Source organism: Janthinobacterium sp. 13 (genome assembly GCF_002749695.1).
GTDB lineage: Bacteria > Pseudomonadota > Gammaproteobacteria > Burkholderiales > Burkholderiaceae_D > Janthinobacterium > Janthinobacterium kumbetense.
This window is the reverse complement of sequence record NZ_PEEQ01000001.1, coordinates 6111321-6132371: the sequence shown is the minus strand read 5'-3', so window position 1 is coordinate 6132371 and position 21051 is coordinate 6111321. Positions and strand designations below refer to the sequence as shown.

27 protein-coding genes are annotated in these 21051 nt (G+C 61.3%); 16 read left to right on the top strand and 11 right to left on the bottom strand.

The genetic code is table 11. From position 1 onward, the window contains the following. Positions 1 to 179: 179 nt before the first annotated feature. The 4 genes from CLU94_RS26980 to CLU94_RS26965 are packed head-to-tail and all read right to left on the bottom strand — an operon-like array spanning position 180 to position 3519. The gene (locus CLU94_RS26980; protein ID WP_099667940.1) at positions 180 to 827 is read right to left on the bottom strand and encodes a hypothetical protein; all 648 of its coding nucleotides are present in this window, start codon (positions 825 to 827) and stop codon (positions 180 to 182) included. Further along, complete coding sequence (locus tag CLU94_RS26975) at positions 824 to 1720, bottom strand: hypothetical protein (RefSeq protein WP_218965322.1); 897 nt, start codon at positions 1718 to 1720, stop codon at positions 824 to 826. The genes CLU94_RS26980 and CLU94_RS26975 overlap by 4 nt, the downstream gene beginning before the upstream one ends. Before the next feature lie 39 nt (positions 1721 to 1759). Further along, positions 1760 to 2584 (bottom strand): glutaminyl-peptide cyclotransferase, encoded by an 825-nt coding sequence (locus tag CLU94_RS26970; protein ID WP_099667939.1) that lies wholly within the window; start codon positions 2582 to 2584, stop codon positions 1760 to 1762. Positions 2585 to 2610: 26 nt separating this feature from the next. Further along, positions 2611 to 3519 carry a LysR family transcriptional regulator gene (locus tag CLU94_RS26965; RefSeq protein ID WP_099668524.1) on the bottom strand — a complete coding sequence of 303 codons (909 nt, stop codon included), beginning with the start codon at positions 3517 to 3519 and terminating at the stop codon, positions 2611 to 2613. 103 nt (positions 3520 to 3622) lie between these two features. Here CLU94_RS26965 and CLU94_RS26960 point away from each other — a divergent pair, with 103 nt between their 5' ends. The 15 genes from CLU94_RS26960 to CLU94_RS26890 all read left to right on the top strand — a co-directional run bounded on the left by CLU94_RS26960 (position 3623) and on the right by CLU94_RS26890 (position 13780). Beyond that, positions 3623 to 4081 (top strand): CidA/LrgA family protein, encoded by a 459-nt coding sequence (locus tag CLU94_RS26960; RefSeq protein ID WP_099667938.1) that lies wholly within the window; start codon positions 3623 to 3625, stop codon positions 4079 to 4081. After that, positions 4078 to 4767: an LrgB family protein gene (locus CLU94_RS26955; protein WP_099667937.1), complete on the top strand. Its 690-nt coding sequence runs from the start codon at positions 4078 to 4080 to the stop codon at positions 4765 to 4767. Before CLU94_RS26960 ends, CLU94_RS26955 begins: the two co-directional genes overlap by 4 nt. 66 nt (positions 4768 to 4833) lie before the next feature. Beyond that, positions 4834 to 5925 carry a tRNA 2-selenouridine(34) synthase MnmH gene (mnmH, locus tag CLU94_RS26950; protein ID WP_099667936.1) on the top strand — a complete coding sequence of 364 codons (1092 nt, stop codon included), beginning with the start codon at positions 4834 to 4836 and terminating at the stop codon, positions 5923 to 5925. Positions 5926 to 5969: 44 nt separating this feature from the next. Further along, on the top strand, positions 5970 to 7034 hold the full coding sequence (selD, locus tag CLU94_RS26945) for a selenide, water dikinase SelD (RefSeq protein ID WP_099668523.1): 1065 nt from the start codon (positions 5970 to 5972) through the stop codon (positions 7032 to 7034). A gap of 26 nt (positions 7035 to 7060) precedes the next feature. After that, a complete protein-coding gene (locus CLU94_RS26940) occupies positions 7061 to 7939 on the top strand; it encodes a putative selenate ABC transporter substrate-binding protein (protein WP_180278788.1) in 879 nt (292 codons plus the stop codon). A 67-nt stretch (positions 7940 to 8006) separates the two neighbouring features. Then, positions 8007 to 8819 (top strand): phosphonate ABC transporter ATP-binding protein, encoded by an 813-nt coding sequence (locus CLU94_RS26935; RefSeq protein ID WP_099667935.1) that lies wholly within the window; start codon positions 8007 to 8009, stop codon positions 8817 to 8819. Between the two features lie 11 nt (positions 8820 to 8830). Then, positions 8831 to 9643, top strand: a complete 813-nt coding sequence (locus CLU94_RS26930) for a PhnE/PtxC family ABC transporter permease (protein ID WP_099668521.1) — start codon at positions 8831 to 8833, stop codon at positions 9641 to 9643. Continuing rightward, on the top strand, positions 9640 to 10443 hold the full coding sequence (gene phnE, locus CLU94_RS26925) for a phosphonate ABC transporter, permease protein PhnE (protein WP_099667934.1): 804 nt from the start codon (positions 9640 to 9642) through the stop codon (positions 10441 to 10443). Before CLU94_RS26930 ends, phnE begins: the two co-directional genes overlap by 4 nt. Before the next feature lie 25 nt (positions 10444 to 10468). Further along, positions 10469 to 10834 (top strand): hypothetical protein, encoded by a 366-nt coding sequence (locus CLU94_RS26920; protein ID WP_099667933.1) that lies wholly within the window; start codon positions 10469 to 10471, stop codon positions 10832 to 10834. Further along, positions 10831 to 11352 carry a GNAT family N-acetyltransferase gene (locus CLU94_RS26915; RefSeq protein WP_099667932.1) on the top strand — a complete coding sequence of 174 codons (522 nt, stop codon included), beginning with the start codon at positions 10831 to 10833 and terminating at the stop codon, positions 11350 to 11352. Before CLU94_RS26920 ends, CLU94_RS26915 begins: the two co-directional genes overlap by 4 nt. Before the next feature lie 181 nt (positions 11353 to 11533). After that, positions 11534 to 11908: a hypothetical protein gene (locus tag CLU94_RS26910; protein ID WP_099667931.1), complete on the top strand. Its 375-nt coding sequence runs from the start codon at positions 11534 to 11536 to the stop codon at positions 11906 to 11908. Further along, positions 11905 to 12399, top strand: coding sequence for a GNAT family N-acetyltransferase (locus CLU94_RS26905; RefSeq protein WP_099667930.1), 495 nt, complete (start codon positions 11905 to 11907; stop codon positions 12397 to 12399). The genes CLU94_RS26910 and CLU94_RS26905 overlap by 4 nt, the downstream gene beginning before the upstream one ends. A gap of 51 nt (positions 12400 to 12450) precedes the next feature. After that, positions 12451 to 12678 carry a hypothetical protein gene (locus tag CLU94_RS26900; protein WP_218965321.1) on the top strand — a complete coding sequence of 76 codons (228 nt, stop codon included), beginning with the start codon at positions 12451 to 12453 and terminating at the stop codon, positions 12676 to 12678. Between the two features lie 155 nt (positions 12679 to 12833). Further along, positions 12834 to 13208 (top strand): hypothetical protein, encoded by a 375-nt coding sequence (locus CLU94_RS26895; protein ID WP_099667929.1) that lies wholly within the window; start codon positions 12834 to 12836, stop codon positions 13206 to 13208. 53 nt (positions 13209 to 13261) lie between these two features. Beyond that, positions 13262 to 13780, top strand: a complete 519-nt coding sequence (locus CLU94_RS26890) for a DUF6998 domain-containing protein (protein WP_143451569.1) — start codon at positions 13262 to 13264, stop codon at positions 13778 to 13780. Positions 13781 to 13805: 25 nt separating this feature from the next. On the opposite strand, the gene CLU94_RS28250 is transcribed toward CLU94_RS26890, so the two are convergent. After that, complete coding sequence (locus CLU94_RS28250) at positions 13806 to 14012, bottom strand: hypothetical protein (protein WP_143451568.1); 207 nt, start codon at positions 14010 to 14012, stop codon at positions 13806 to 13808. 146 nt (positions 14013 to 14158) lie between these two features. On the opposite strand from CLU94_RS28250, the gene CLU94_RS26885 reads away from it, so the two are divergent. Beyond that, positions 14159 to 14920 carry a hypothetical protein gene (locus CLU94_RS26885; RefSeq protein WP_143451567.1) on the top strand — a complete coding sequence of 254 codons (762 nt, stop codon included), beginning with the start codon at positions 14159 to 14161 and terminating at the stop codon, positions 14918 to 14920. A gap of 392 nt (positions 14921 to 15312) precedes the next feature. On the opposite strand, the gene CLU94_RS26875 is transcribed toward CLU94_RS26885, so the two are convergent. From CLU94_RS26875 to cyoB, 6 genes are read right to left on the bottom strand one after another with little or no spacing between them, the layout of a single operon-like run. Next, positions 15313 to 15849 (bottom strand): response regulator transcription factor, encoded by a 537-nt coding sequence (locus tag CLU94_RS26875; protein ID WP_034788474.1) that lies wholly within the window; start codon positions 15847 to 15849, stop codon positions 15313 to 15315. Beyond that, positions 15839 to 17188 (bottom strand): ATP-binding protein, encoded by a 1350-nt coding sequence (locus tag CLU94_RS26870; protein ID WP_099667925.1) that lies wholly within the window; start codon positions 17186 to 17188, stop codon positions 15839 to 15841. Before CLU94_RS26870 ends, CLU94_RS26875 begins: the two co-directional genes overlap by 11 nt. Continuing rightward, positions 17172 to 18029, bottom strand: a complete 858-nt coding sequence (locus CLU94_RS26865) for an SURF1 family protein (protein ID WP_099667924.1) — start codon at positions 18027 to 18029, stop codon at positions 17172 to 17174. Before CLU94_RS26865 ends, CLU94_RS26870 begins: the two co-directional genes overlap by 17 nt. After that, complete coding sequence (cyoD, locus tag CLU94_RS26860; protein WP_099667923.1) at positions 18026 to 18412, bottom strand: cytochrome o ubiquinol oxidase subunit IV; 387 nt, start codon at positions 18410 to 18412, stop codon at positions 18026 to 18028. Before cyoD ends, CLU94_RS26865 begins: the two co-directional genes overlap by 4 nt. After that, on the bottom strand, positions 18409 to 19047 hold the full coding sequence (cyoC, locus tag CLU94_RS26855; protein ID WP_086144570.1) for a cytochrome o ubiquinol oxidase subunit III: 639 nt from the start codon (positions 19045 to 19047) through the stop codon (positions 18409 to 18411). The genes cyoD and cyoC overlap by 4 nt, the downstream gene beginning before the upstream one ends. After that, on the bottom strand, positions 19040 to 21043 hold the full coding sequence (cyoB, locus tag CLU94_RS26850) for a cytochrome o ubiquinol oxidase subunit I (RefSeq protein ID WP_099667922.1): 2004 nt from the start codon (positions 21041 to 21043) through the stop codon (positions 19040 to 19042). Before cyoB ends, cyoC begins: the two co-directional genes overlap by 8 nt. Between the last annotated feature and the right edge of the window lie 8 nt (positions 21044 to 21051).

The window sequence follows — 21051 nt, the reverse complement described above, 5'->3', positions numbered from 1 at the left end:
TTTGCGACAAGATTTATGCGCCGATCCAGACATTGACCTGCGTCAATATCACCGCCCATACGCCGTGAAAATAGGCGTTTCAGGCGGCCATTCGATGACAATTGAATAGAATCGGCAAAACGCGCGCGTGTATAAGCGGCGCGCCGGCAAACGCCGGCGCGTGGCTTGCATGGTGATAGTCAGGTGCCGGGCGGCGGCTGGAAGGCGCAAAAGCCGGGCCACTGGTCGCGGCTGTCACATACTTTCAGGCAGCCTTTGTCATCCTTGAACGTGGCGACCACCTTGATGTGGAAACCGTATTTTGGCGTGGTGGCCAGGAAGGCGGACGGGCAGCTTTGCTCGTTGCTGAAACGGAAAGTGATTTCTTCGCGGCGGCCCTTGCGCTCAAAGCCCAGCATGAAGGTTTCATTGCTGTTCCATTGCGCCTTGCCCGGCACGCGGAAGCGGTAGCGCGGGCTGCCCTGCTGCTGGCCGTCGAGTTTCTGGCCGAAGACGCGGCTGCTGGCCGTGGCCGTTTCGACCTTGGCGATCGGATAGGGCACGGCAAACATGTAGGTGCCGGCAAACCCCTGGTCGAAGCCGAGGCCCTTCTGGTAAAACGGTACGACGATATGCGGCGCGCCCGTGTATTCCACGGTATTGCGGGCCGTTACGCGCGACGTCAGCTTGTCATCGGGCGCTTGCCCGAAGACCACGTCCAGTTCCAGCAAGGCTTGTTGCTTGTCGATGTCTTGCGCCAGATAATCCTGGGCGAATATTTCCCCGTGCACGCAGCCGGCCAGCGCGGAGGCGGCGAAGCAGCCGGCGATCAGTCCAGGTATGCTCATGGCTGTTCCCCCTCGGGCGGCGCGGAAATGAGGCCCAGCCCCGTCACCTGCAAGCCGTTCTTGCCCTGTTTCCATTGAAATTGCTGGCCGAACCAGGCCAGTTCCAGCTCGCGCTGGATGCGGTTCGAATCCGTGCGGCCCTGGCGCGCCTTGATGGCGGCGCCCGCCTGTTCGGCAGCGGCCTGCGACAAGGGCTTCAACCACCGTTGATAGGTGTCGGGCGGCAAGGCCAGGACGCCGGCCACGCCGTCGTCGCGCGTGGCGACGACGACCTCCACGCTGGTCGCCCTGCGGGCCAGATAGGCGCCGCGCCGTCCGTCGGGCGAGACGGAGACCAGCATGGCGGGCGCGTAATCGCCCGTGACGATGCCCGGCATGTCAAACCATAGCAGTTCGCCCGAGTCCGTATCGAGCGCGCGGCCGTCGCGGGCGAACAGCAGTATTTCGCTGCCGCCCGGCTGCGGCACGCCCCATTCTGGGTCGCGCTCCGTGCGCACCATGTCGTCGCGCCGCAAAGGACTGACGGGGCGCATCAACGGTTCGCCGTTCTGCACGCCGATCAATATCGTGCCCTGGCCCGTATAGCCCTTGGTAAAGGCCAGCAGCATGGGCTGGCCTTCGCGCCTGGCCTTGAGGGGCCGCACTTCCACCACTTCGCGCGCGCCGCCGGGCCAATAGCCGTGCTTACGGAAAGACAAGTTGACGAGCGGGTCGTGGCGGTCGCGCGTGACGACAAAGTCGCCGTATTGCTGCATCACCGGCACGTATGGCGTTTGCGCCTGCGCGGCGGGCAAGACGGTGGCCAGCAAGCTGGCGGCGGCCGCCAGGCGGCATAAAGGAAGAGACAGCATGGCATCCTGCAAGGGTCGCACGGGGCGAAAGAACAGCATCATAGACGATTCTTCGCTAGCAACACTGTCCGATAGGAAACATCAGTGGCGCTGGATTTCGATCAGCTCGATCTCGAACAGCTTGGGCCACAGTTTCCCCGTGACAAACAAACGCTTGCCGCGCGCATCCCAGGCGATGCCGTTGAGCACGGCGTCGGGATTGGCCGTGCCCCGCTGCTCGGGCGGCAGCAAGCCCGTCAGGTCGATCCAGCCGACGACCTTGCCGCTGGCCGGGTCGATGCGGGCGATCACGTCCGCGCCCCACACATTGGCAAACAATTCCCCATCGACCATTTCCAGTTCGTTCAGGCGTTCGATGGGACGGCCCTCGGCCTTCACTTCGAAGCGGCGCACCTCGGCCAGGGTTTTCGGATTGAGCACGCGGATGGCGGCCGTGCCGTCGCTCATGTAGACGAAATGACCATCGCTGGCCAGGCCCCAACCTTCGCCCTGGTAGCTGAATTTGCGTTTCAGCTTGAACGTTTTCTGGTCGAACACATAACCGGTCTGCGAAATCCACGTCAGTCCCAGGATTTCATCGCCCACGTCCGTGATGCCTTCGCCAAACACATTCTTGTCCAGCATGCTTTTCTGCAGCACCTTGCCCGTCGTCAATTCCACCTTGCGCAAGGACGACTGGCCGTTCTGGCCCGTGCTTTCATACAGATGGCCATCCTTGAACAGCAAGCCCTGGGTAAACGCCTGGGGGTCGTGCGGATAGGTATTCTTGACGAAATAGCCATATACGGGAATGGCGGCCTGGGCGTAGCCCATTTCGCTCATCAGGCCCACGGTGCATAACAATCCCAGCAGCAGCGAGCCTGCCGTGCGTTTGATTTTGGCTGTAACCTTGGCGTTGATGTTCATCTGGTCGGACGGAAGTTGGCGAGCGCCTATTGTAAACGTGCCGCGTCCGTCATGCGCGCCCTGACGAGCTCCAGCCAGGCGCGGGCGGCAAACGACAGCCGCCCGCCGCGGCGCCAGGCCAGCATCAGATTCCATTCCACGGGCGGGCCGTCCAGGGGAATGACGGCAAACTGCGACGGCTCCAGGGTGTCGCAGTACATCTTCGGCAGCAGGCAGATGCCCACGCCCAGCCGCACCAGCGAGGCAATAAAGTCCCACTGACCGCTGCGGCCCGTGATGCGCGGGGCGAAACCGGCGCGCTGGCAGGCGTCCAGCACGATGTCGTTCAAGGCAAATGCGGCGCCATAGAAAATGAAGGGGCTGTCGGCCAGTTCGGCCAGGGCGACGGAAGCACGTCCCTGCCACGGCGAGCCGGGCGCGGCCAGCAGGCACAGCGGCGAGCGCACGAGAGGCAGCGCCTCGAAATCCTGCCAGGTGGCCGCATTGCCCGGATAATCGAGCATGGTGCCCAGCTCCACCGTGCCCGTGCGCAAGTCGCGCTCGATCGCTTGCGTGCCGCTCTCGTACATCTTCAGCTCGATGCCCGGATAGCGCTGGTGGTATTCGGCCAGCCATGGCGCCAGCGTGGAGTGGGTTTGCGGCGACACGCCGACACGCAGTTCCCCCCGTTCCAGATGTTGCAAGTCGCGCAATTCCACCTTCAGTTCCGCGTGCAGGGCCAGCAATGTATGCGCGCGCGACAGCACCACCTTGCCCGCGTCCGTCAGGGTAAAACGCTTGCCGGCGCGGTCCAGCAAGGCCAGGTCCAGCGACTGTTCCAGCTGGGCAATCATCTTGCTCACTGTCGGTTGCGTCACGTGCAGCCTGGCGGCCGCGCGCGTAAAACTGTTCTGTTCCACCACTTCGACGAAGTAGCGCAGCGAGCGGATATCCATGATGCATTCCAATATCGAATGATTTTCATGAGTTTAAGTCATTTTATCTTTTGATGTGGGGTCTCTACAATGAAAACTTCCCCCTGCCGTTTGAAAGCCTGCCGTGAAAGCCTTGCACTGTTCCACCGCCGCCCTGCCCGCCATCCCTGCCTGGCGCCAGCCCGCACAGACCGTGTGGCAAGTGGGCGTGCTGATCGCCGCCTGGTGGCTGGCCGATGAGGCCGCCTCCACCCTGCACCTGCCGTTTTCCGGCGGGGTCGTGGGCCTGTTCGTGCTGGTGGCCCTGCTGCTGGCAGGCTGGGTGCGGCCAGCCGCCATCGAACTGGGCGCGAACTGGCTGCTGGCCAATATGCTGCTGTTCTTCATTCCGCTGGTCGTGTCCGTGGTGCAATTTACACAGCTGCTGAAGTCGCAAGGTCTGATGCTGTTCGTGAATATCGGCCTGGGCTTTGCCAGCGTGATGCTGGCCACGGCGTTGACGGTGGAATGGGTGTGCCGCTATGAGCGCAAGTTGCGCCTACAGAAACTGCTGCGCCAGCGCGCCGCGAGGACAGCGGCATGAATACCCTGCTGTTGTCCCTGTTGTTTTTGCTGCTGACCCTGGTGCTGTTCTACGCCAACCAGGCGCTGCACCGCCGCCATCCGCATTTCCTGCTCACGCCCGCCATCTGCACCTCGGCGATATTGATCGTCATCGTGCAGGCGACGTCGACGCCGTTCGCCACGTATTTCGGCGAAACGCGCTGGCTGCCGTGGCTGCTGGGCCCGGCCACCATCGCCTTTGCGCTGCCCATCTTCCAGGAGCGCAAGCTGATCCGCAAGCACTGGCTGGCCCTGTCGCTGGGCAGCTGCGCCGGCATCGTTGCCTCGGTGGCCGCCACCCTGCTGCTGGACCGGCTGCTGGGCGTGCATGGCGACATGGCGCGCAGCTTGCTGGCCCGTTCCGTGTCGACGCCGTTCGCGCTGGAAGCGTCGCGCCACATGGGCGGCTCGGCCCAGCTGACGGGCATCTTCGTCGTGATGACGGGCTTGTTTGGCTTGATGCTGGGTAAACCGCTCTTGAAACTGCTGCCCTTGCGCATGCGCATCGCCCGTGGCGCCCCGTATGGCGCGGCCGCGCACGGTTTTGGATTGTCCGTGGCGCGCCGGGTGGGCACGGAAGAAGGCGCCGTGGCCAGCCTGACGATGATTTTCTCGGGCGTCGTGACCGTATTGCTGGCGCCGCTGCTGGGCAGATTGTTGGGCTAACGGTCCACGGGGAAGGCGTTTATCGGGGATAATACGTCTTTCCCCATTCCAAGCAGCCGCGCCACGATGAAATACCCTGCAGTGCTTCCCTTCAGCGACATCCTGCCGCGCCTGAATGAATTCGATGCCATCATCGACGTGCGCAGCCCGTCCGAGTTCGCGGAAGACCACTTGCCCGGCGCCATCAACCTGCCCGTGCTGGACGACGAGCAGCGCGTGCGCGTCGGTACCCTATATAAACAGACCAGCGCCTTCGAAGCGAAGAAGCTGGGCGCGGCGCTGATCGCCAGGAACATCGCGCAGCATATCGAAGACGGTTTCCTCGGCCACCCGCAGCACTGGAAACCCCTCGTGTACTGCTGGCGCGGCGGCAACCGCAGCGGCGCCATGGCGCACATCCTGGCGCGCATCGGCTGGCCCGTCACGCAGCTCGAAGGCGGCTACAAGGATTACCGCCGCCACGTGAATGCGGAACTGGCCACCCTGCCCGAACGCTTCGACTTCATCAACGTGCTGTGCGGCCCCACGGGCAGCGGCAAGAGCCGTTTGCTGCAAGTGCTGGACAGGCAAGGCGCGCAAGTGATCGACCTGGAAGACCTGGCGGCCCACCGCGGCTCCGTGCTGGGCGGCTTACCCGAGGCGGACCAGCCGGCGCAAAAAGCGTTTGAAAGCGCGCTGTGGCAGCAACTGCGCCATTTCGACCCGCAACTCCCCGTCTTCATCGAATCGGAAAGCAAGAAAGTGGGCCGTTTGCGCGTGCCCGATGCGCTGATGGACAAGATGCGCGCGGCCGCCTGCACGGATGTGCGCCTGGCCACGGAGCAGCGCGTGCAATTGCTGATGCAGGACTACGAGCATTTCGTCGGCGATGCGGCGCGCCTGAACGTGCAGCTGGCCCTGTTGACGCAACTGCATGGCAAGGAGAAAATTGCCCACTGGCAGCAGCTGGCCACTTCCGGCCGCATGGCCGAGCTCGTGGAAGAGTTGCTGGTGCAGCATTACGACCCCGTCTACCGGCAATCGATCGCCCGCAACTTCAGCCGCTATGCCCAGGCGACGCCGCTGGTCTTGCCCGACATTTCAGAACATGCCTTTGAGCAAGCCGCGCGCGCATTATGTGCTATCGTCGGCGAACCCCGTGCCGCCAGCGCCGCGTAAGCGCCGGCGCAGCTTTTGATGACCTTTTTAGCAGGATGACGACCATGTCCGATAGCGCAGCAACACCCGATACCCCCATCCGATTGACCGAATTTGCCCATGGCGGCGGCTGCGGCTGCAAAATCGCGCCGGGCGTGCTGGCCAATATTTTAAAGGGCAGCGGCGGTTTCCCCCTGCCGAAGGAATTGCTGGTTGGCATAGAAACCTCGGATGACGCGGCCGTCTACCAGCTCAACGACGAGCAGGCGCTGATCGCCACGACGGATTTCTTCATGCCCATCGTCGACGACCCGTTCGACTTCGGCCGCATCGCCGCCACCAACGCCATTTCCGACGTGTACGCCATGGGCGGCACGCCCATCATGGCGCTGGCCCTGGTCGGCATGCCGATCAACAAGCTGCCCGTGGAAACCATCGGCCTCATCTTGAAAGGCGGCGAAACCATCTGCGCCCAGGCCGGCATCCCCATCGCGGGCGGCCATACCATCGATTCCGTCGAACCGATCTATGGCCTGGTCGTGCTGGGCCTGGTCCATCCCTCGCAAGTAAAACGCAACGCGGGCGCGCGCGCCGGCGACAAGCTGGTATTGGGTAAGCCGATCGGCGTGGGCATCTTGTCGGCCGCGCTGAAAAAGAACGCGCTGGACGCGGAGGGTTACGCTTCCCTTATAGACAACACCACCAAATTGAATACCCCGGGCAAGAAGCTGGCCCTGCTGGACGGCGTGCATGCGCTGACGGATGTGACGGGCTTCGGCTTGCTGGGCCACACCCTGGAACTGGCGCGCGGCGCCAAGTTGCAGGCGCGTATCGCCATGAACGACGTGCCGCTGCTGCCGCAAGTGCAGCAACTGGCGCAGAACGGCAATATCACGGGCGCCTCGGGCCGCAACTGGCAGGGATATGGCGCGCAAGTGGCGCTGGACGACAGCCTGAGCGCCATCGACAAGGCGATTTTGACGGACCCGCAAACGGCCGGCCCCCTGCTGGTGGCCTGCGCGCCGGAAGCCGTCGAGCAAGTGCTGGCGATTTTCCGCGCCGAAGGCTTTGGCGACGCCGTCGTCATCGGCGAGATGCAGGAAGGCAGTACCGGGGTTTCCGTAATCTAATGAATATTTTTTGCAAAGGCAGTCCCATGACCACATTCTCGAACTCATTTAGCAAGTTCCCCGCCATCCTGGCCACCGTCGCCGCCACCCTGGCCATCCACAGCGGCCTGGCGCAAGCGCAGCAAGTACTGCGCGTCTCCGCCATCCCCGACGAAGCGCCGACGGAATTGCAGCGCAAGTTCAAGCCGCTGGGCAGCTACCTGGAGAAAAAGCTGGGCATGAAGGTGGAATTTACGCCCGTCACCGATTACGCGGCGTCCGTCGAAGGCTTGATCAATAACAAGCTGGACATGGTCTGGTTCGGCGGTTTTACCTTCGTGCAAGCGAACGTGCGCAGCGGCGGCAAGATCGTGCCCCTGGTGCAGCGCGAGGAAGACACGAAGTTCCGCTCCGTGTTTGTGACCACCAGCAAGGACATCAATCAATTGTCCGACCTGAAGGGCAAGAATTTCACGTTCGGCTCGGAATCGTCGACCTCGGGTCACTTGATGCCACGCTACTACTTGCTGGCCGCCAAGATCAACCCGGACACGGACATGAAGCGCATCGCGTTTTCCGGCGCGCATGACGCCACCGTGGCGGCTGTGGCCGGCGGCAAGGTCGATGCTGGCACCTTGAACATTTCCGTATGGGAAAAACTGGTCGAAGCGAAAAAGGTCGATCCAAGCAAGGTGCGCGTGTTCTACACGACGCCAGGCTACTACGATTACAACTGGAGCGTGCGCGCCGACATGAACCCCGTCGTGCGCAAGAAGCTGACGGACGCCTTCCTGGCGCTGGACCCATCAACGGCCGAAGGCAAGGAAATCCTCGAACTGCAGCGCGCCACCAAGTTCATCCCGACCAAGGCCGAGAACTACAAGGATATCGAAGCGGCTGCGCGCGATGCCAAGTTGTTGAAGTAACTGCTGAAACTTGCCGGATGGCGTCCTGCGGACGCATCCGGCACACTCCCCCACACCGAAATCTCGCATGACATTCCAACTTCACAAGGTCAGCGTCCACCACGCGGGCGCCGCCGGCAATGCGCTGGCCCTGCGCGACCTGGACCTGGACGTGGCCCAGGGTGAGCAGATCGCCCTGATCGGCCCGTCCGGCGCCGGCAAGACCAGCCTGCTGCACACCTTGGCGTGCGCGCTGCGTCCCGAATCCGGCACCTTGGACATCCTGGGCATTTCTCCCTGGCAAATCGGCAGCGCCGAGCGCCACGCCTTGCGCGCGCGCCTGTTCCTGGCGCCGCAAACGCCGCCGCTGCCGCCGCGCCAGCGCGTCGTCAACGCCGTGCTGGCGGGCCGCTTGCCCCAATGGAGCTTGTGGACGGCCATCCGTTCGCTGCTGGCGCCCGTCGATCCGCGCGCCGCATGGGAAGCTTTAGGTAAATTCAACCTGCAGGATAAGCTGTATGCACGGGTCGACCGCCTGTCCGGCGGCGAACGCCAGCGCTGCGGCATGGCCCGCGCGCTCGTGTCGGATGCGCAAGTGTTCCTCGTCGACGAACCGCTGTCCGCGCTCGACCCCACGCTCGCCTTGCAAACGATCCACGTGCTGCAAGCGGAAGCGACGGCGCGCAACGCCACCCTGATCTGCAGCCTGCACCAGGTGGAAATCGCCCGCGCCTGCTTTACGCGCATCGTCGCCTTGCGCGACGGCAAGATCGTCTTCGACTTGCCCGGCGCCCAGGTCAGCGACGCCATGATCGCCGAACTGTACCGCAACAAGGCCGATACGGCGCCGCAGTTCGAGGCCGTGGAAACGCAGCTGGACGCCGCGAGGCCCCTTTGCTGACGAGCACCGCCATGCCGCGCGACCCCGCCTGGCGCGGCCGCCTGACCGGCGCCGCCATCGTGCTGCTCGTGCTGTGGCCGATGCTGGTGCAGGCGGAATTCAAGCCGTGGATTTTATGGGATGCGCAAAGCTTGGCGGCCACCTGGCAATTCCTTGCCAGCTTCGTGCCGCCCGCCCATTCGCTGGAATTCCTGCAACTGGTGGCCATTTCCAGCTGGGAAACCATCGCCATGGCCACGGCCGGCATGGCGCTGGCCATGCTGGGCGCCATCCCCCTGACCTTGCTGGTGACGGAACGCCTGTCGATTTCGCGCCTCGGCTCCGGCCGGGTGGCGCCCCTGGCCGCCGCCCTGCGCCACGCGGTCCGTGCCTTGCTGGTGCTGCTGCGCAGCGTGCCGGAACTGGTGTGGGCCTTGTTATTGGTGCGCATCGTGGGGCTGGGGCCGACGGCAGGCGTGATCGCCATCGCCCTCACCTATTGCGGCATGCTGGGCAAGGTCTACGCGGAAATCCTCGAATCGTCGGATGCGTCCGCCTGCGACGCGTTATTGCACAACGGCAGCGGCAGGCTGAAAGCCTTGCTGTACGGCGCCCTGCCCGAATCGGCCGCCGAACTGGTGTCGTACACGATTTACCGCTGGGAATGCGCGATCCGCGGCTCCGTCGTCATGGGCTTTGTCGGCGCAGGCGGCCTGGGCCAGCGCATGGATGAATCGATGAAGATGATGGCGGGCAGCGAACTGGCCACCATGCTGATGGTCTTCGTGCTGCTGGTGGCGGGCGCCGACGCCGTGTCCGCCATGTTGCGCCGGAGGCTGGCATGAAGCATCAGCATTTTACAGCGATGCCCGCGCCTGCTCCCGTGCGCTGGTCCACCTGGGCCTTGCTGGCCGGTTTGTTGCTGCTGGTCATCGCCAGCTTCGCCACCCTGCCCCTGAAATGGGGCGAGTTCTTCAGCGCGGACGCCGTGCGCACGAGCGCCGACTTCCTGCACGGCTTCGCCCCGCCCGAGCTGGCCAGCCCCTTCCTGATGAAAGTCGGCGTGGCCACGTTCGAGACCCTGGCCATGTCGGCCATCGGCACGGTCATCGCGGCCGTGCTGGGCGCGCTGCTGGCCCTGCCCGCCAGCGGGCGTTTTGGCACCGTGGCGCGCAACGCGACGCGCGGCGTGTTGAATGTGCTGCGCTCGATCCCGGAACTGGTCTGGGCGTCGATCTTGCTGATCGCCGCCGGCCTGGGCCCGTTCGCGGGCACCCTGGCGCTGGCCCTGCACACGGTGGGCGTGCTGGGCCGCTTGTTTGCCGACGCCTTCGAGAATTGCCCGCCCTTGCCGGCGGTGACCTTGCGCATCAACGGCGCGCGCCCCGCCGTGGCCTTCCTGTACGCGACCTTGCCGCAATGCAGCCCGCAAATGATGTCCTACACCCTGTACCGCTGGGAAAACAATATCCGCGCCGCCGCCATCCTCGGCGTCGTCGGCGCCGGTGGCCTGGGACAGATGCTGAAATACCATCTGTCCCTGTTCCAGATGCAGAACGCCGCCACCGTCATCGTCGCCATGCTGCTGATGGTGGCCGCCGTCGATGGCCTCAGCTACCTGCTGCGCCGCGCCATGACCCGTTAATTGTCACTTTTCGCAAGGATCGCCCATGTCAGGCTGGTGGACCATTATCTCGACAGAAACGCCGGAACAGCTGGCCGACATGACGAAAATCAACAAGGACGCATTTCTCGCCACTTGGGAAGCGGGCCTGTTCGGCGCCGACTGGATCGCGCAGCTGTGCACACAAGGCAAGGCGACCCAGCTGTCGTCGAACGGCTTTCCCAACCGCTACACGGTTTCGGCGGACGTCATCGCGCCCCTGCTGCAGGCGGGCATTGCCGAGGCGCAAGATGGGGAATTTCCGCAAGATACGCTGACGGGCTGGCCCGGCAGCATTACCGTGCATCCGGAGCGCATCGCCGCCTGCCAGGCCGGGCAACTGCTGACGATCGAAGTGTGGGACCAGTCATGAAGCAAGCGTTGATCATTCGCAAGGAAACCGCGGCCGACATTACAGCCATCGACCAACTCACGCGCGAGGCGTTCCTGCACGCCGAACACACGGACCATACGGACCATACGGAACAGTTCATCGTCAAGGCCTTGCGCGACGCGGGCGCCCTGAGCGTGTCGCTGGTGGCCGAACTGGAAGGCGCCATCATCGGCCACGTGGCCGCCTCCCCCGTCAGTATCAGCGATGGCACGCCGCGCTGGTATGGGCTGGGTCCCGTTTCCGTTGCCCCTGGCCATCAGCAACAGGGAGTGGGCACCCAGCTCATCAGGCAATTGCTGGACGACTTGCACCAATTGGGCGCGGCTGGCTGCGTGGTGCTGGGCGATCCACGGTATTACGGGCGTTTCGGCTTCCGCGCGGACGCTGCCTTGACCCTGCCGGGCGTGCCGGCGGAGTATTTCCAGACACTGCATCTGGCGGGGTCCTTACCAACAGGCAACGTGACCTACCACCGCGCGTTTGAGGCCAACAGCTAGGCAAAGTCTTACGCGCATACAACACTGCAGCATGCACGGGCACCGGCAAGGCATTGATGCTGTTAATATTGCCAAATACTTAAATGACTGGCGCCATCCATGGATGCGCGCCACGCCATTCAAGCATGACGGACGTCTTTCCCGCCTATGCGGGCCACCTTTGCATGGAATTGCCGGCACCATGAAAAAAATATTTTTTGGTATTACCACCGCCTGCTGCGCGCTGTTCACCAACGCCAGCGCCGCGCCTGTCGAAGACTTTATCGGCACCTGGAAACTGGAACGCACCACCGTCCCGAACTATGTCGTCATCAAGCAGGAAGGCGAGCGGCTCGTGGCGCTGCGCTATGCGCGCAATGTCCTCACCAACAAGATCGTCGAACGGCGCTTTCCCGCCAGCTATGCGAACGGCGACATCACCATCGCTGCGGGCGAGACAGTCATCGAGGCGCGCAGCGTGAACGACGTGGCGACCGTCACGATGCTGGCGGAAGCGTACAAGAAGATTTCCTCGTCCACGGCCGTGCCCACCAGTGAAGAAATGTCACAGATTTGAACCACATCGTCATCCGCCCCACCAGCGCCGCCGATTGGCCGGCGCTGAAGTCCACGCGCCTGGCCGCCTTGCTTGACGCCCCCACGGCCTTTGGCGCCAGCCACGCCAGCGCGGCCGCTTTTTCGGACGCCGACTGGCAGCAACGCGCCGTCAGCACGCCGCAGCGCACGTTTTTCCTCGCCTTTGACGCAGAACAACCCATCGGCCTGGCCGCGCAAGTGGTGGCCGGCAATGGCGAATGCCACCTGATCGCCATGTGGGTACATTCCGAATATCGCGGCCTGACCGTGGCGCAAGGGCTGGTCGAGGCCGTGAAACGATGCGCCGTCCGCAATGGCCACGCGCGGCTGGTGCTCGACGTCGCACCGGAAAATGCGCGCGCGGCCGCGTTTTACCAGAAACAGGGCTTTGTCTTTTTACCGGAATGGGAAGCGCTGGAAAGCCATCCCCATATCCGCGTGCAGAAAATGGAATGGCTGGCGGTGGCATGAGTTCGATCACTGCGCGTAACGGCCATTCTTGCGTCCCTCCGAGGATGAATCGTGCTTGACTGGATTTTTGACGGCATCGTCTGGATCGTTCGTCTGCTGATCTATAACCTGTTAGGAACGGTCATTGAAAAGCTGTTCTATTGGCCGGGCTGGGCAATACTACGGCTACTCACGCTGGGCCACTACCCGCCGGCGAGACCGTTGCCGCATAATCGCTTTGCCGTCGCCCTGTTTGCTGCGATAGTCATCGCTTCCGGCTTGTTGATGGCATTGACGTAATACAGTGTTTTATCAAATTAAAGGGCAACAGCAAGGAATGCCCGCATCCGGGCCCGGATGCCCTGTTTTCCTTCGCGCTGTGGCGATAATAATGTTTCATGCACTGCTCATCAGAATAGAGACGGAATTTCATGTGCCGCTGTAAAGAACTACCATTGGCCATTGCAGATCTCGGCGACAGGAAAAAACGCTTTGATTATCAAGGTGCACAGGCATTTGCTGCCTATTTTCAGGAACTGGACACGGAAGACTTCTCACCAGCACTCGACCATGAAAGGTCTCACTATGTGTGCAACATATGTTCGCAAAAATGGTATGTGGAATGCGCACCTGAGCAGACAAGCTGGCCCCTGTTTGCCATGAAAGAGGTGGCGGACACGCTGACCTGGAAGTCGGCCAGCGTGGCGGCCCAGAAGGCTTTTCTGGAGGTGCTTGCACATGGTGGATTTTCCGGGGAACCGTGCTTGTTTAAAAATTGCACCGGATTGGCCTTGAACGGGCGTTTCGTTTGCTACGCACACCTGCAGTAATCCGCCAAGAATGCCCCGCTGGGGAATTTACCATCCTTAAAAATTAATGGATTATGCCGAAACATAAAGCACTTGCCGAAGGACTTGCACTGGTCTTTCAAGGTATCGCACATCTCAACTCGACATTTCCAAACCGGAAATTTACTGTTGATGGCCGCCTTGTGGGGGATATTGGAGAGATCATTGCCTCGCTTGAATATGACGTGATGCTCGACGAAGTATCACAGCCCCTCTACGACGGAGTCAGCAGCGATGGAAAACGTGTGCAAGTAAAGGCTACTTTCAAGGATAGCCTGACCTTCAAGGGAACACCCGATTACTTTCTCGGTTTTAAGCTCTTTCCCGATGGAAATTACGAGGAAATATATAACGGTCCGGGCAGTATCATTTATGACAGATACGCGCATCGACGTGGCATCGGCACAACTTTGCTTTCTTTCCCCAATGTCGTTTTAAAGCAGCTTTCAAGTGCGGTAGCACCCGGTTCAAGAGTGCGGAAACGCGACATGCAAGCGGATGAAGATGGTCATGAAGATATGCAATCGGCCAGGCACGACATTATCTGCATATGAATAGCTTGAATGTTACTTAAAGGAATTACTCATCACAGTTCCCGAAATATTTTTCCGGCAACCCGGATGTTGCAATTCCAACCCGCATGGCTTGCCGTCCTTGCCAGGCGCTCTTTCCCGGCCAATAAATAACTACCCCTGCCATCTGGCGGAAAAGCGTTGAGTCACGGGATTCTGAAAAGAGCGTGCTGCATTTTTGCGGCGCCATGCGAAAAACAGCTGATTCAAGCATTCCATTGCTCCAGATTGACACTCTGTCCTAAAAATCCCCATTCATCGCCATTCTTTTCTACACTCATGTTTCCTTGAATGGGCAGGAAAAACAGACTGCTCTGACTTGATAAACAATGACGTGAGAGGCAAATGAACAGGATGAATATGCGTGCAATCGCCGGACTTCTGCTGTGTGCATGCGGCGCCGCCGTCCACGCCCAGGCCGATGTGGAACAAGCCGTGGCGACGGCCGTGGAGCAAGCCGTGGAACAAACTGAACCCGCTGCGGCGGCGTCCGTCAATGTCAAAGGCATCCGGGATCCGGATTGGAAACCCTACAGCGCCATGCTCAAGGGGGTGAAACGCTTCGAGGAAAAACACGGTCTGGCGCCTGGCGCCGAATTGCGCTTCATCCTGGAGCCACGCCGTGCCGATGTCGACATGCACGCCATCGCGCTGCGGCTGGAAAGCGACGAGGCGGGTATGGCGATACCGCTGGGTGAGCGCAATATCTTCAGCCTGCCCGTCGAACAGGGTCCGCTGTATGAGAAGGCCGAGCTGACCGTGAACCGCAAGGCGGGGTCGGTCAGGTGGATACCCTACGTCAGGAGCGCGGCCACCAGCGACACGCTGCGCCGCCTGGGCGACCTGCGGCTGGCGTGCGAAGTGCATTGGGCCATCGACAAGGAAACCTTGCCGTTTGCGATCCGTACCACGATGAGCGCATTGGGCGGCCCGTGCAATTTCGTGTCGCAAAAGGGAACCTACAGCTTTTCCGAACCACGGCGCATCACGGCGGCAACGATCAGTTTTAACGGCAAGAGCGCGCCCGTGCCCTTCAGCGGTTCATCGTTCACGCCGCCGCTGCGGGAACAGGACTGGAGCGACGACAGCGTGCTCGAACTGACGTTTGAAGACGAGAAATAAGGTTTTGTTCCTGCCGGCATGGGCGCAACGGGAGAGCAGTCCGCACATTCAGGCGCAGAATGTGCACTGAAACATGGTCCCGTAGGTTGCGCAGGACTTGCATAAAACATCATCAACAGGAGCTTGAAAATGGTTTTATCAATATTCAGGGAATTACATCATGCAAAGTAAAAAATCCAAAGGCCACAAAATTGGATTTTTTGGTTTCCTGACTGGGATGATTGGGTATTTGACGATCAGATATTTATCCGAATCTTTCGGATTTTTCCTAATATATCTGGGATTCGTTCTGTCACTCTGCGGTATCGTCATGGTGTGGATCAATATCCTTGCCAAGAATGACTCCAACTGATGCGCCATGCCGTGGCGGGCCAAAGCTGCGGGATGCCTGTCTATTTCACCCGCTGCTTTTCCAGCTTGCGCGCCAGGGTGCGCCGGTGCATGCCCAGCCTTCTCGCCGTTTCCGAGATATTGAAATCCGTCTCGGCCAGCATTTCGTGGATGCGTTCCCATTCCAGGGTCTTGATGTTGGTGGCGCGGTTCGTCAGTTCGATGTCGGCGTTGCCGGCCACGTGGCCGAAGGCCGCTTCGATGTCGTCCGTGTTCGACGGTTTCGCCAGGTACTGGCAGGCGCCCAGCTTGATGGCTTCCACGGCCGTGCCGATGCTGGCGTAACCGGTGAGCACGACGATCAGCATCTCCGGGTCGTGCTGGTGCAGCATCTGCACGCAAGCCAGGCCGGAGGTATTGCCATTGAGTTTTAAATCGACGACGGCGTAGTCGGGGCAATGCTGTTCCAGCAAGGCGCTCGCCTCGTCGAAATTGGTGGCCAGGATGACCTGGTAGCCGCGCCGTTCGAACGAGCGGCCCAGGGTGCGGGCAAACGCGGCATCGTCTTCCACGATCAGTAACAGACGGTCATCCTGCATGGTGGTCGCTTTCTCTTTCCAGTTTGATGGCCGCCAGCGGCAAGGCCAGGTGCACCACCGCCCCGCCCTGCACCCTGTTGCGCGCCGTCACCGTACCGCCCAAGGTACGCGCGACATTCACCACCAGGAACAGGCCGAGGCCGCCGCCGGGCTTGCCCTTGCTGCTTTGGTAGGGTTTGCCCAGGTGCGTCAGCATCGACGGCTCGAAGCCGGGGCCCGCATCGGTGATGACCAGGTGCAAGGCATCCGCTTCGCGCGTCGCTTCGAAGCGCAGCCAGTCGGGCGACGCTTCCAGTGCATTGTCGAGCACATTGCAGATGGTTTGTTTCAGGGTCGAATCGAAGACGACGGGCACGTCGTGCTCGATGCGGTTATCGTACTCGAAATCCTGGATCGGGCGGCTCGTACGCCACTCGTCGACCAGGTCGTTGAGGAAGGTGTTGATCGTCGTTTTCACGGACGATTCGCCGCGCGCCTCGCCGGCCGACAGCAGGATGCCGCTGACGATGCTCTTGCAGCGCTGCAACTGCGCCTGCATTTCCGTGATTTCTTCCAGCAATTCGCTGTTCTTGCTCAATTCCGGCATGCGGCGCCAGTCGCCGAGGATGACGGACAGGGTCGCCAGCGGCGTGCCCAGCTCGTGCGCGGCGCCCGAAGCCAGCAAGCCCATGCGGATGATGTGCTCTTCTTCCGCCGCGCGCTGGCGCAAGTCCGCCACCTTGGCGTCGCCGGCGCGCTGGTTGCGGTTGATGCGCGTAATAAACACCACCAGCAAGGCGGCGTTCAAGATGAAACAGATCAGCAAGCCTTGCACATACAGGCTGGAAAAGCCCCGCTCCGGGTCGATCGGCAGGATCAAGGGGCCGGGCAGCAAGGCCAGGCCCGCCAGGCACAGGCTGGTGATGGCCACCATGATCCAGGTCGACCACACTTCCAGCAGGACGGCGCTGAGGATGACTTGCAACAAGTACAGGAAGGCAAACGGGTTGCTGATGCCGCCGCTCAGGTAGAGCTGGGCCGTCAGCACGGTGACGTCGACCAGCAGGGCCAGGAACAGGGCCGTGTTGGACACGGGCTGGCGTTCGTGCCAGCGCAGCAGGCTGGCTAAATTAAAAGCGATGAGGCAGGACAGCACTTCGAGCATGTAGGGCACGGGCAAGGCGATGCCCAGTCCCACGCCCACGCCGAAGATCGTGCTGATCTGGCCGATCACGGCCAGCCAGCGCAGCTGGATCAGCAGCTTCATGTTCTGGTGGCCGGCCGGATGTTCCATCTCGGCCGCCACCGCACCGCGTTCCAGCACCTCGCGGTTGGGCAGGATCTCAATCCTGCCCGGCATGGTCGCTTTCTTGCGATAGATCAAGGTGCTGTTGGGACAAGCTGGCCTTGCGCGCGCGGCGGCGTTTGTCTTCGCGCACGATCCACCAGCTGATACCGGCTACCATCAAGGCCAGGGTGAACCACGTCAAGGCGTACACGAGGTGGCTGTTGTGGAAGGAAATCACGGTCAGCCCGCCGACGGGGGCGTCCGCAGCCGTTTCCGACTTTGCCTTCGCATCGACGAAGTATGGCGCCACGTTGGTCAGCATGTGCGAGGCGCCGATGGCGGCCACGTCGCGCGAATACCACTGCTGCGTGGCAGGACTGTTTTCGCGCAGGAAACCGCCGCCCGTCTCGCTGACGCGCAGCAAGCCGTCCACGTGGACGATGCCGGCCGGCGTGCTGGCGGCGATGCCTTCGCGTTTCGGCACGAAGCCGCGGTTGATCAGCACGGTGCTGCCATCGGCCAGGCGCAAGGGCGTCACCAGCCAGTAACCGCCGCCCAGTGCCGTCGTTGCTTGCACCAGGGTATTGAAAATGGGGAGATACGTACCGGAGAGTCGCACATGGCGGTACTCATCCGTTTGCTGCGTGACACTGGCCCAGGCTGCGGGTCCAGGCGCGTCCGTTGCGGGCGCATGTACGCGTTGTTCGACGCGCTCGATCAGGTCAAGCTTCCAGAACAGGCGCTTGACTTGCCAGGTGCCCAGGGCACAGAAACCGGCAAACAAGATCCCCGCCAGCAAGGCCAGTGCAATTTTTGAATAATGCACAGCCATGCCGCGTGGGCCTGGCGCGGCATCTTGCGATGCGGCGCCAGGGGCGCGCCCGGTGTTGCTTGGGCGCGTATTACTCATCATGGAGCCGTTTTCGTATGCATGTACTCAGGCATCAGATCCGGCATCATGTTGTGGTTCATGTGGTACATGACCCACAGGGAACCGGCCATGGCAATACCCACGATCATGATCGTGAAGATCAGCGCCATCATGTTCCAGCCGCCTTCGGACTTGGTGTTCATGTGCAGGAAGTACACCATGTGTACCACGACTTGAACGGCCGCGAACGCCAGCAGGACCAGGCCCATGGTGCCCGAGTTGGTGATGGCTTTCGTCATCACCAGCCAGAACGGAATGGCCGTCAGGATCACCGACAGGATGAAGCCGATGGTATAGCTTTTCAGGCTGCCATGATCGTGATCGTCATGGTGGTGGCTATCGCCGTGTGTGTGGTGGTCGCTCATGGCAGCACTCCCATCAGGTAGACAAAGGTGAAGACGCCGATCCAGATGACGTCCAGGAAATGCCAGAACAGCGACAGGCACATCATGCGACGGCCGTTTTCCGGGGTCAGACCATGCTTGTTCAACTGGAACATCAAAGTCACGAGCCAGATCACGCCGAACGTCACGTGCAAGCCGTGGGTACCGACCAGGGCGAAGAACGACGACAGGAACGCGCTGCGCTGCGGACCGGCGCCTTCGTGGATCAGATGAATGAATTCATACATTTCCAGCGACAGGAAGGCCAGGCCGAACAGGCCCGTGATACCCAGCCAGACCAGGGTGCTGCGCAATTGCTTGCGCTGCATGGTCAGCATGGCGAAGCCGTAGGTGATCGACGACAACAGCAGCATGGCCGTGTTGACGGCCACCAGCGGCAGGTCGAACAGCGCGGCGCCCGTCGGGCCGTCCGCGTAGCTGCGGCCGACCACGGCGTACGTGGCGAACAGACAGGCGAAGATCAGGCAATCGCTCATCAGGTAGAGCCAGAAACCCAGCAAGCTGCCGTTTTCCGGGTGGTGCTCGCGCACAAAGTAGCTGCGCGTGCTTGGTGCGGCGCCAGCGGCGCCGGTGTTATGGGCGATGGTATCAGACATGGCTGCTCAGCAATTTAGTATAAGCGTCTTCGGTACGGACCACTTCTTCCGCAGGAATGTAGTAATCGCGCTTGTAGTTAAAGGTATGGACGATGATGGTAATCATCATGATCACGAAGCCAACGCTGGCGACGAGCCACATTTGCCAGATCAGGCCAAAACCGACCAGTGCGGACAGTGCGGCGATCACGAAACCAGCCCAGGTGTTCTTCGGCATGTGGATCTTCGTGAAACCGGACGTCGGACGCTGGTAACCGTGTTTCTTCATGTCAGTCCATGCATCGAGTTCGTGCACTTGTGGTGTGAAGGCGAAATTATAGTCTGGCGGTGGCGACGACGTCGACCATTCCAGCGTACGGCCGCCCCATGGGTCGCCGGTAACGTCGCGCAGGGCGTGACGGTTGCGGTAGCTGACGAAGAACTGGATCAGCATGGACGCGATGCCCAGTGCGATCGAGACGGCGCCAAACCAGGCGATGATGGTCCAGATTTGCAGCGATGGATCTTCAAAGTGGTTGACACGACGGGTCACGCCCATCAGGCCCAGCACGTACAGCGGCATGAAGGCCAGGTAGAAGCCGACGAACCAGAACCAGAACGAGCACTTGCCCCAGAACGCGTCGAGCTTGTAACCGAAGGCTTTCGGATACCAGTAGTTAATCGCAGCGAATACACCGAAGACCACGCCGCCGATAATCACGTTATGGAAGTGGGCGATCAGGAACAGGCTGTTGTGCAGCACGAAGTCCGCTGGTGGTACGGCCAGCAATACGCCGGTCATGCCGCCGATGGTGAAGGTGACCATGAAGCCGATCGTCCACAGCATGGGCAACTCAAAACGGATACGGCCGCGGTACATGGTAAACAGCCAGTTGAAGATCTTCGCGCCCGTCGGGATCGAAATGATCATCGTCGTGATGCCGAAGAAGGAGTTGACGCTGGCGCCCGAACCCATGGTGAAGAAGTGATGCAGCCATACCAGGTACGACAGGATCATGATGACGCAGGTGGCGTACACCATCGAAGCGTAGCCGAACAGGCGCTTGCTGCTGAAGGTGGCAACGACTTCCGAGAACACGCCGAACAGCGGCAGGATCAAGATGTACACCTCTGGGTGACCCCAGATCCAGATCAGGTTGACGTACATCATGGCGTTGCCGCCCAGTTCCGTCGTGAAGAAGTTAAAGCCTGCAACGCGGTCCAGCGACAGCATGGCCAGCACGGCCGTCAGCACCGGGAAGGCGGCGACGATCAGGATGTTGGTGCACAATGCGGTCCAGGTGAAGACCGGCATTTTCATCCAGGTCATGCCTGGTGCGCGCATCTTGACGATGGTGGCGATCAGGTTGACACCGGACAATAGCGTCCCGACCCCGGCAATCTGCAAGGACCAGATGTAATAGTCTACCCCCACGTCCGGACTGCCGACGATGCCCGACAGCGGTGGATATGCCAGCCAGCCCGTGCGGGCGAATTCGCCGACGAACAGCGAAGCCATGACCAGGGCGGCGCCCATGGTGGTCATCCAGAAGCTGAAGTTGTTAAGGAAAGGGAAAGCCACGTCGCGCGCGCCGATTTGCAGCGGCACCACGTAGTTCATCAGACCCGTCACGAAAGGCATCGCGACGAAGAAGATCATGATCACGCCGTGGGCGGTGAAGATCTGGTCGTAGTGATGCGGCGGCAGGAAGCCGGCATTGTCGCCAAAGGCGATCGCCTGCTGGGTGCGCATCATGAGCGCGTCGGCAAAGCCGCGCAGCAGCATGACCAGGCCCAGGATCATGTACATGATACCGATTTTTTTATGGTCGATACTGGTGATCCAGTCGCGCCACAGGGTACCCCAAACGCGGAAATACGTCAGTGCCGCAACGAGTGCGATACCGCCCAGGGCGACCATTGCAAAGGTCGCCAGCAGGATAGGTTCGTGAAATGGAATTGCATCCCAAGTCAGACGGCCGAATATAAGCTTCGTCAGATCAATATGGTCTAGCATTGTTACTC

Bases quoted from the DNA above. Each gene is read 5' to 3' on its own strand.
- cyoD (WP_099667923.1), bottom strand. From the start codon at position 18,412: ATGAGCGACCACCACACACACGGCGATAGCCACCACCATGACGATCAC.
- CLU94_RS26980 (WP_099667940.1), bottom strand. From the start codon at position 827: ATGAGCATACCTGGACTGATCGCCGGCTGCTTCGCCGCCTCCGCGCTG.
- CLU94_RS26875 (WP_034788474.1), bottom strand. From the start codon at position 15,849: ATGCAGGATGACCGTCTGTTACTGATCGTGGAAGACGATGCCGCGTTT.
- mnmH (WP_099667936.1), top strand. From the start codon at position 4,834: ATGAAATACCCTGCAGTGCTTCCCTTCAGCGACATCCTGCCGCGCCTG.
- CLU94_RS26865 (WP_099667924.1), bottom strand. From the start codon at position 18,029: ATGATGAGTAATACGCGCCCAAGCAACACCGGGCGCGCCCCTGGCGCC.
- CLU94_RS26940 (WP_180278788.1), top strand. From the start codon at position 7,061: ATGACCACATTCTCGAACTCATTTAGCAAGTTCCCCGCCATCCTGGCC.
- CLU94_RS26910 (WP_099667931.1), top strand. From the start codon at position 11,534: ATGAAAAAAATATTTTTTGGTATTACCACCGCCTGCTGCGCGCTGTTC.
- CLU94_RS26915 (WP_099667932.1), top strand. From the start codon at position 10,831: ATGAAGCAAGCGTTGATCATTCGCAAGGAAACCGCGGCCGACATTACA.
- CLU94_RS26975 (WP_218965322.1), bottom strand. From the start codon at position 1,720: ATGATGCTGTTCTTTCGCCCCGTGCGACCCTTGCAGGATGCCATGCTG.
- CLU94_RS26955 (WP_099667937.1), top strand. From the start codon at position 4,078: ATGAATACCCTGCTGTTGTCCCTGTTGTTTTTGCTGCTGACCCTGGTG.
- CLU94_RS26920 (WP_099667933.1), top strand. From the start codon at position 10,469: ATGTCAGGCTGGTGGACCATTATCTCGACAGAAACGCCGGAACAGCTG.
- cyoC (WP_086144570.1), bottom strand. From the start codon at position 19,047: ATGTCTGATACCATCGCCCATAACACCGGCGCCGCTGGCGCCGCACCA.
- CLU94_RS26930 (WP_099668521.1), top strand. From the start codon at position 8,831: ATGCCGCGCGACCCCGCCTGGCGCGGCCGCCTGACCGGCGCCGCCATC.
- CLU94_RS28250 (WP_143451568.1), bottom strand. From the start codon at position 14,012: ATGCTTGAATCAGCTGTTTTTCGCATGGCGCCGCAAAAATGCAGCACG.
- CLU94_RS26885 (WP_143451567.1), top strand. From the start codon at position 14,159: ATGCGTGCAATCGCCGGACTTCTGCTGTGTGCATGCGGCGCCGCCGTC.
- CLU94_RS26935 (WP_099667935.1), top strand. From the start codon at position 8,007: ATGACATTCCAACTTCACAAGGTCAGCGTCCACCACGCGGGCGCCGCC.
- phnE (WP_099667934.1), top strand. From the start codon at position 9,640: ATGAAGCATCAGCATTTTACAGCGATGCCCGCGCCTGCTCCCGTGCGC.
- CLU94_RS26870 (WP_099667925.1), bottom strand. From the start codon at position 17,188: ATGCCGGGCAGGATTGAGATCCTGCCCAACCGCGAGGTGCTGGAACGC.
- CLU94_RS26965 (WP_099668524.1), bottom strand. From the start codon at position 3,519: ATGGATATCCGCTCGCTGCGCTACTTCGTCGAAGTGGTGGAACAGAAC.
- CLU94_RS26890 (WP_143451569.1), top strand. From the start codon at position 13,262: ATGCCGAAACATAAAGCACTTGCCGAAGGACTTGCACTGGTCTTTCAA.
- cyoB (WP_099667922.1), bottom strand. From the start codon at position 21,043: ATGCTAGACCATATTGATCTGACGAAGCTTATATTCGGCCGTCTGACT.
- CLU94_RS26970 (WP_099667939.1), bottom strand. From the start codon at position 2,584: ATGAACATCAACGCCAAGGTTACAGCCAAAATCAAACGCACGGCAGGC.
- selD (WP_099668523.1), top strand. From the start codon at position 5,970: ATGTCCGATAGCGCAGCAACACCCGATACCCCCATCCGATTGACCGAA.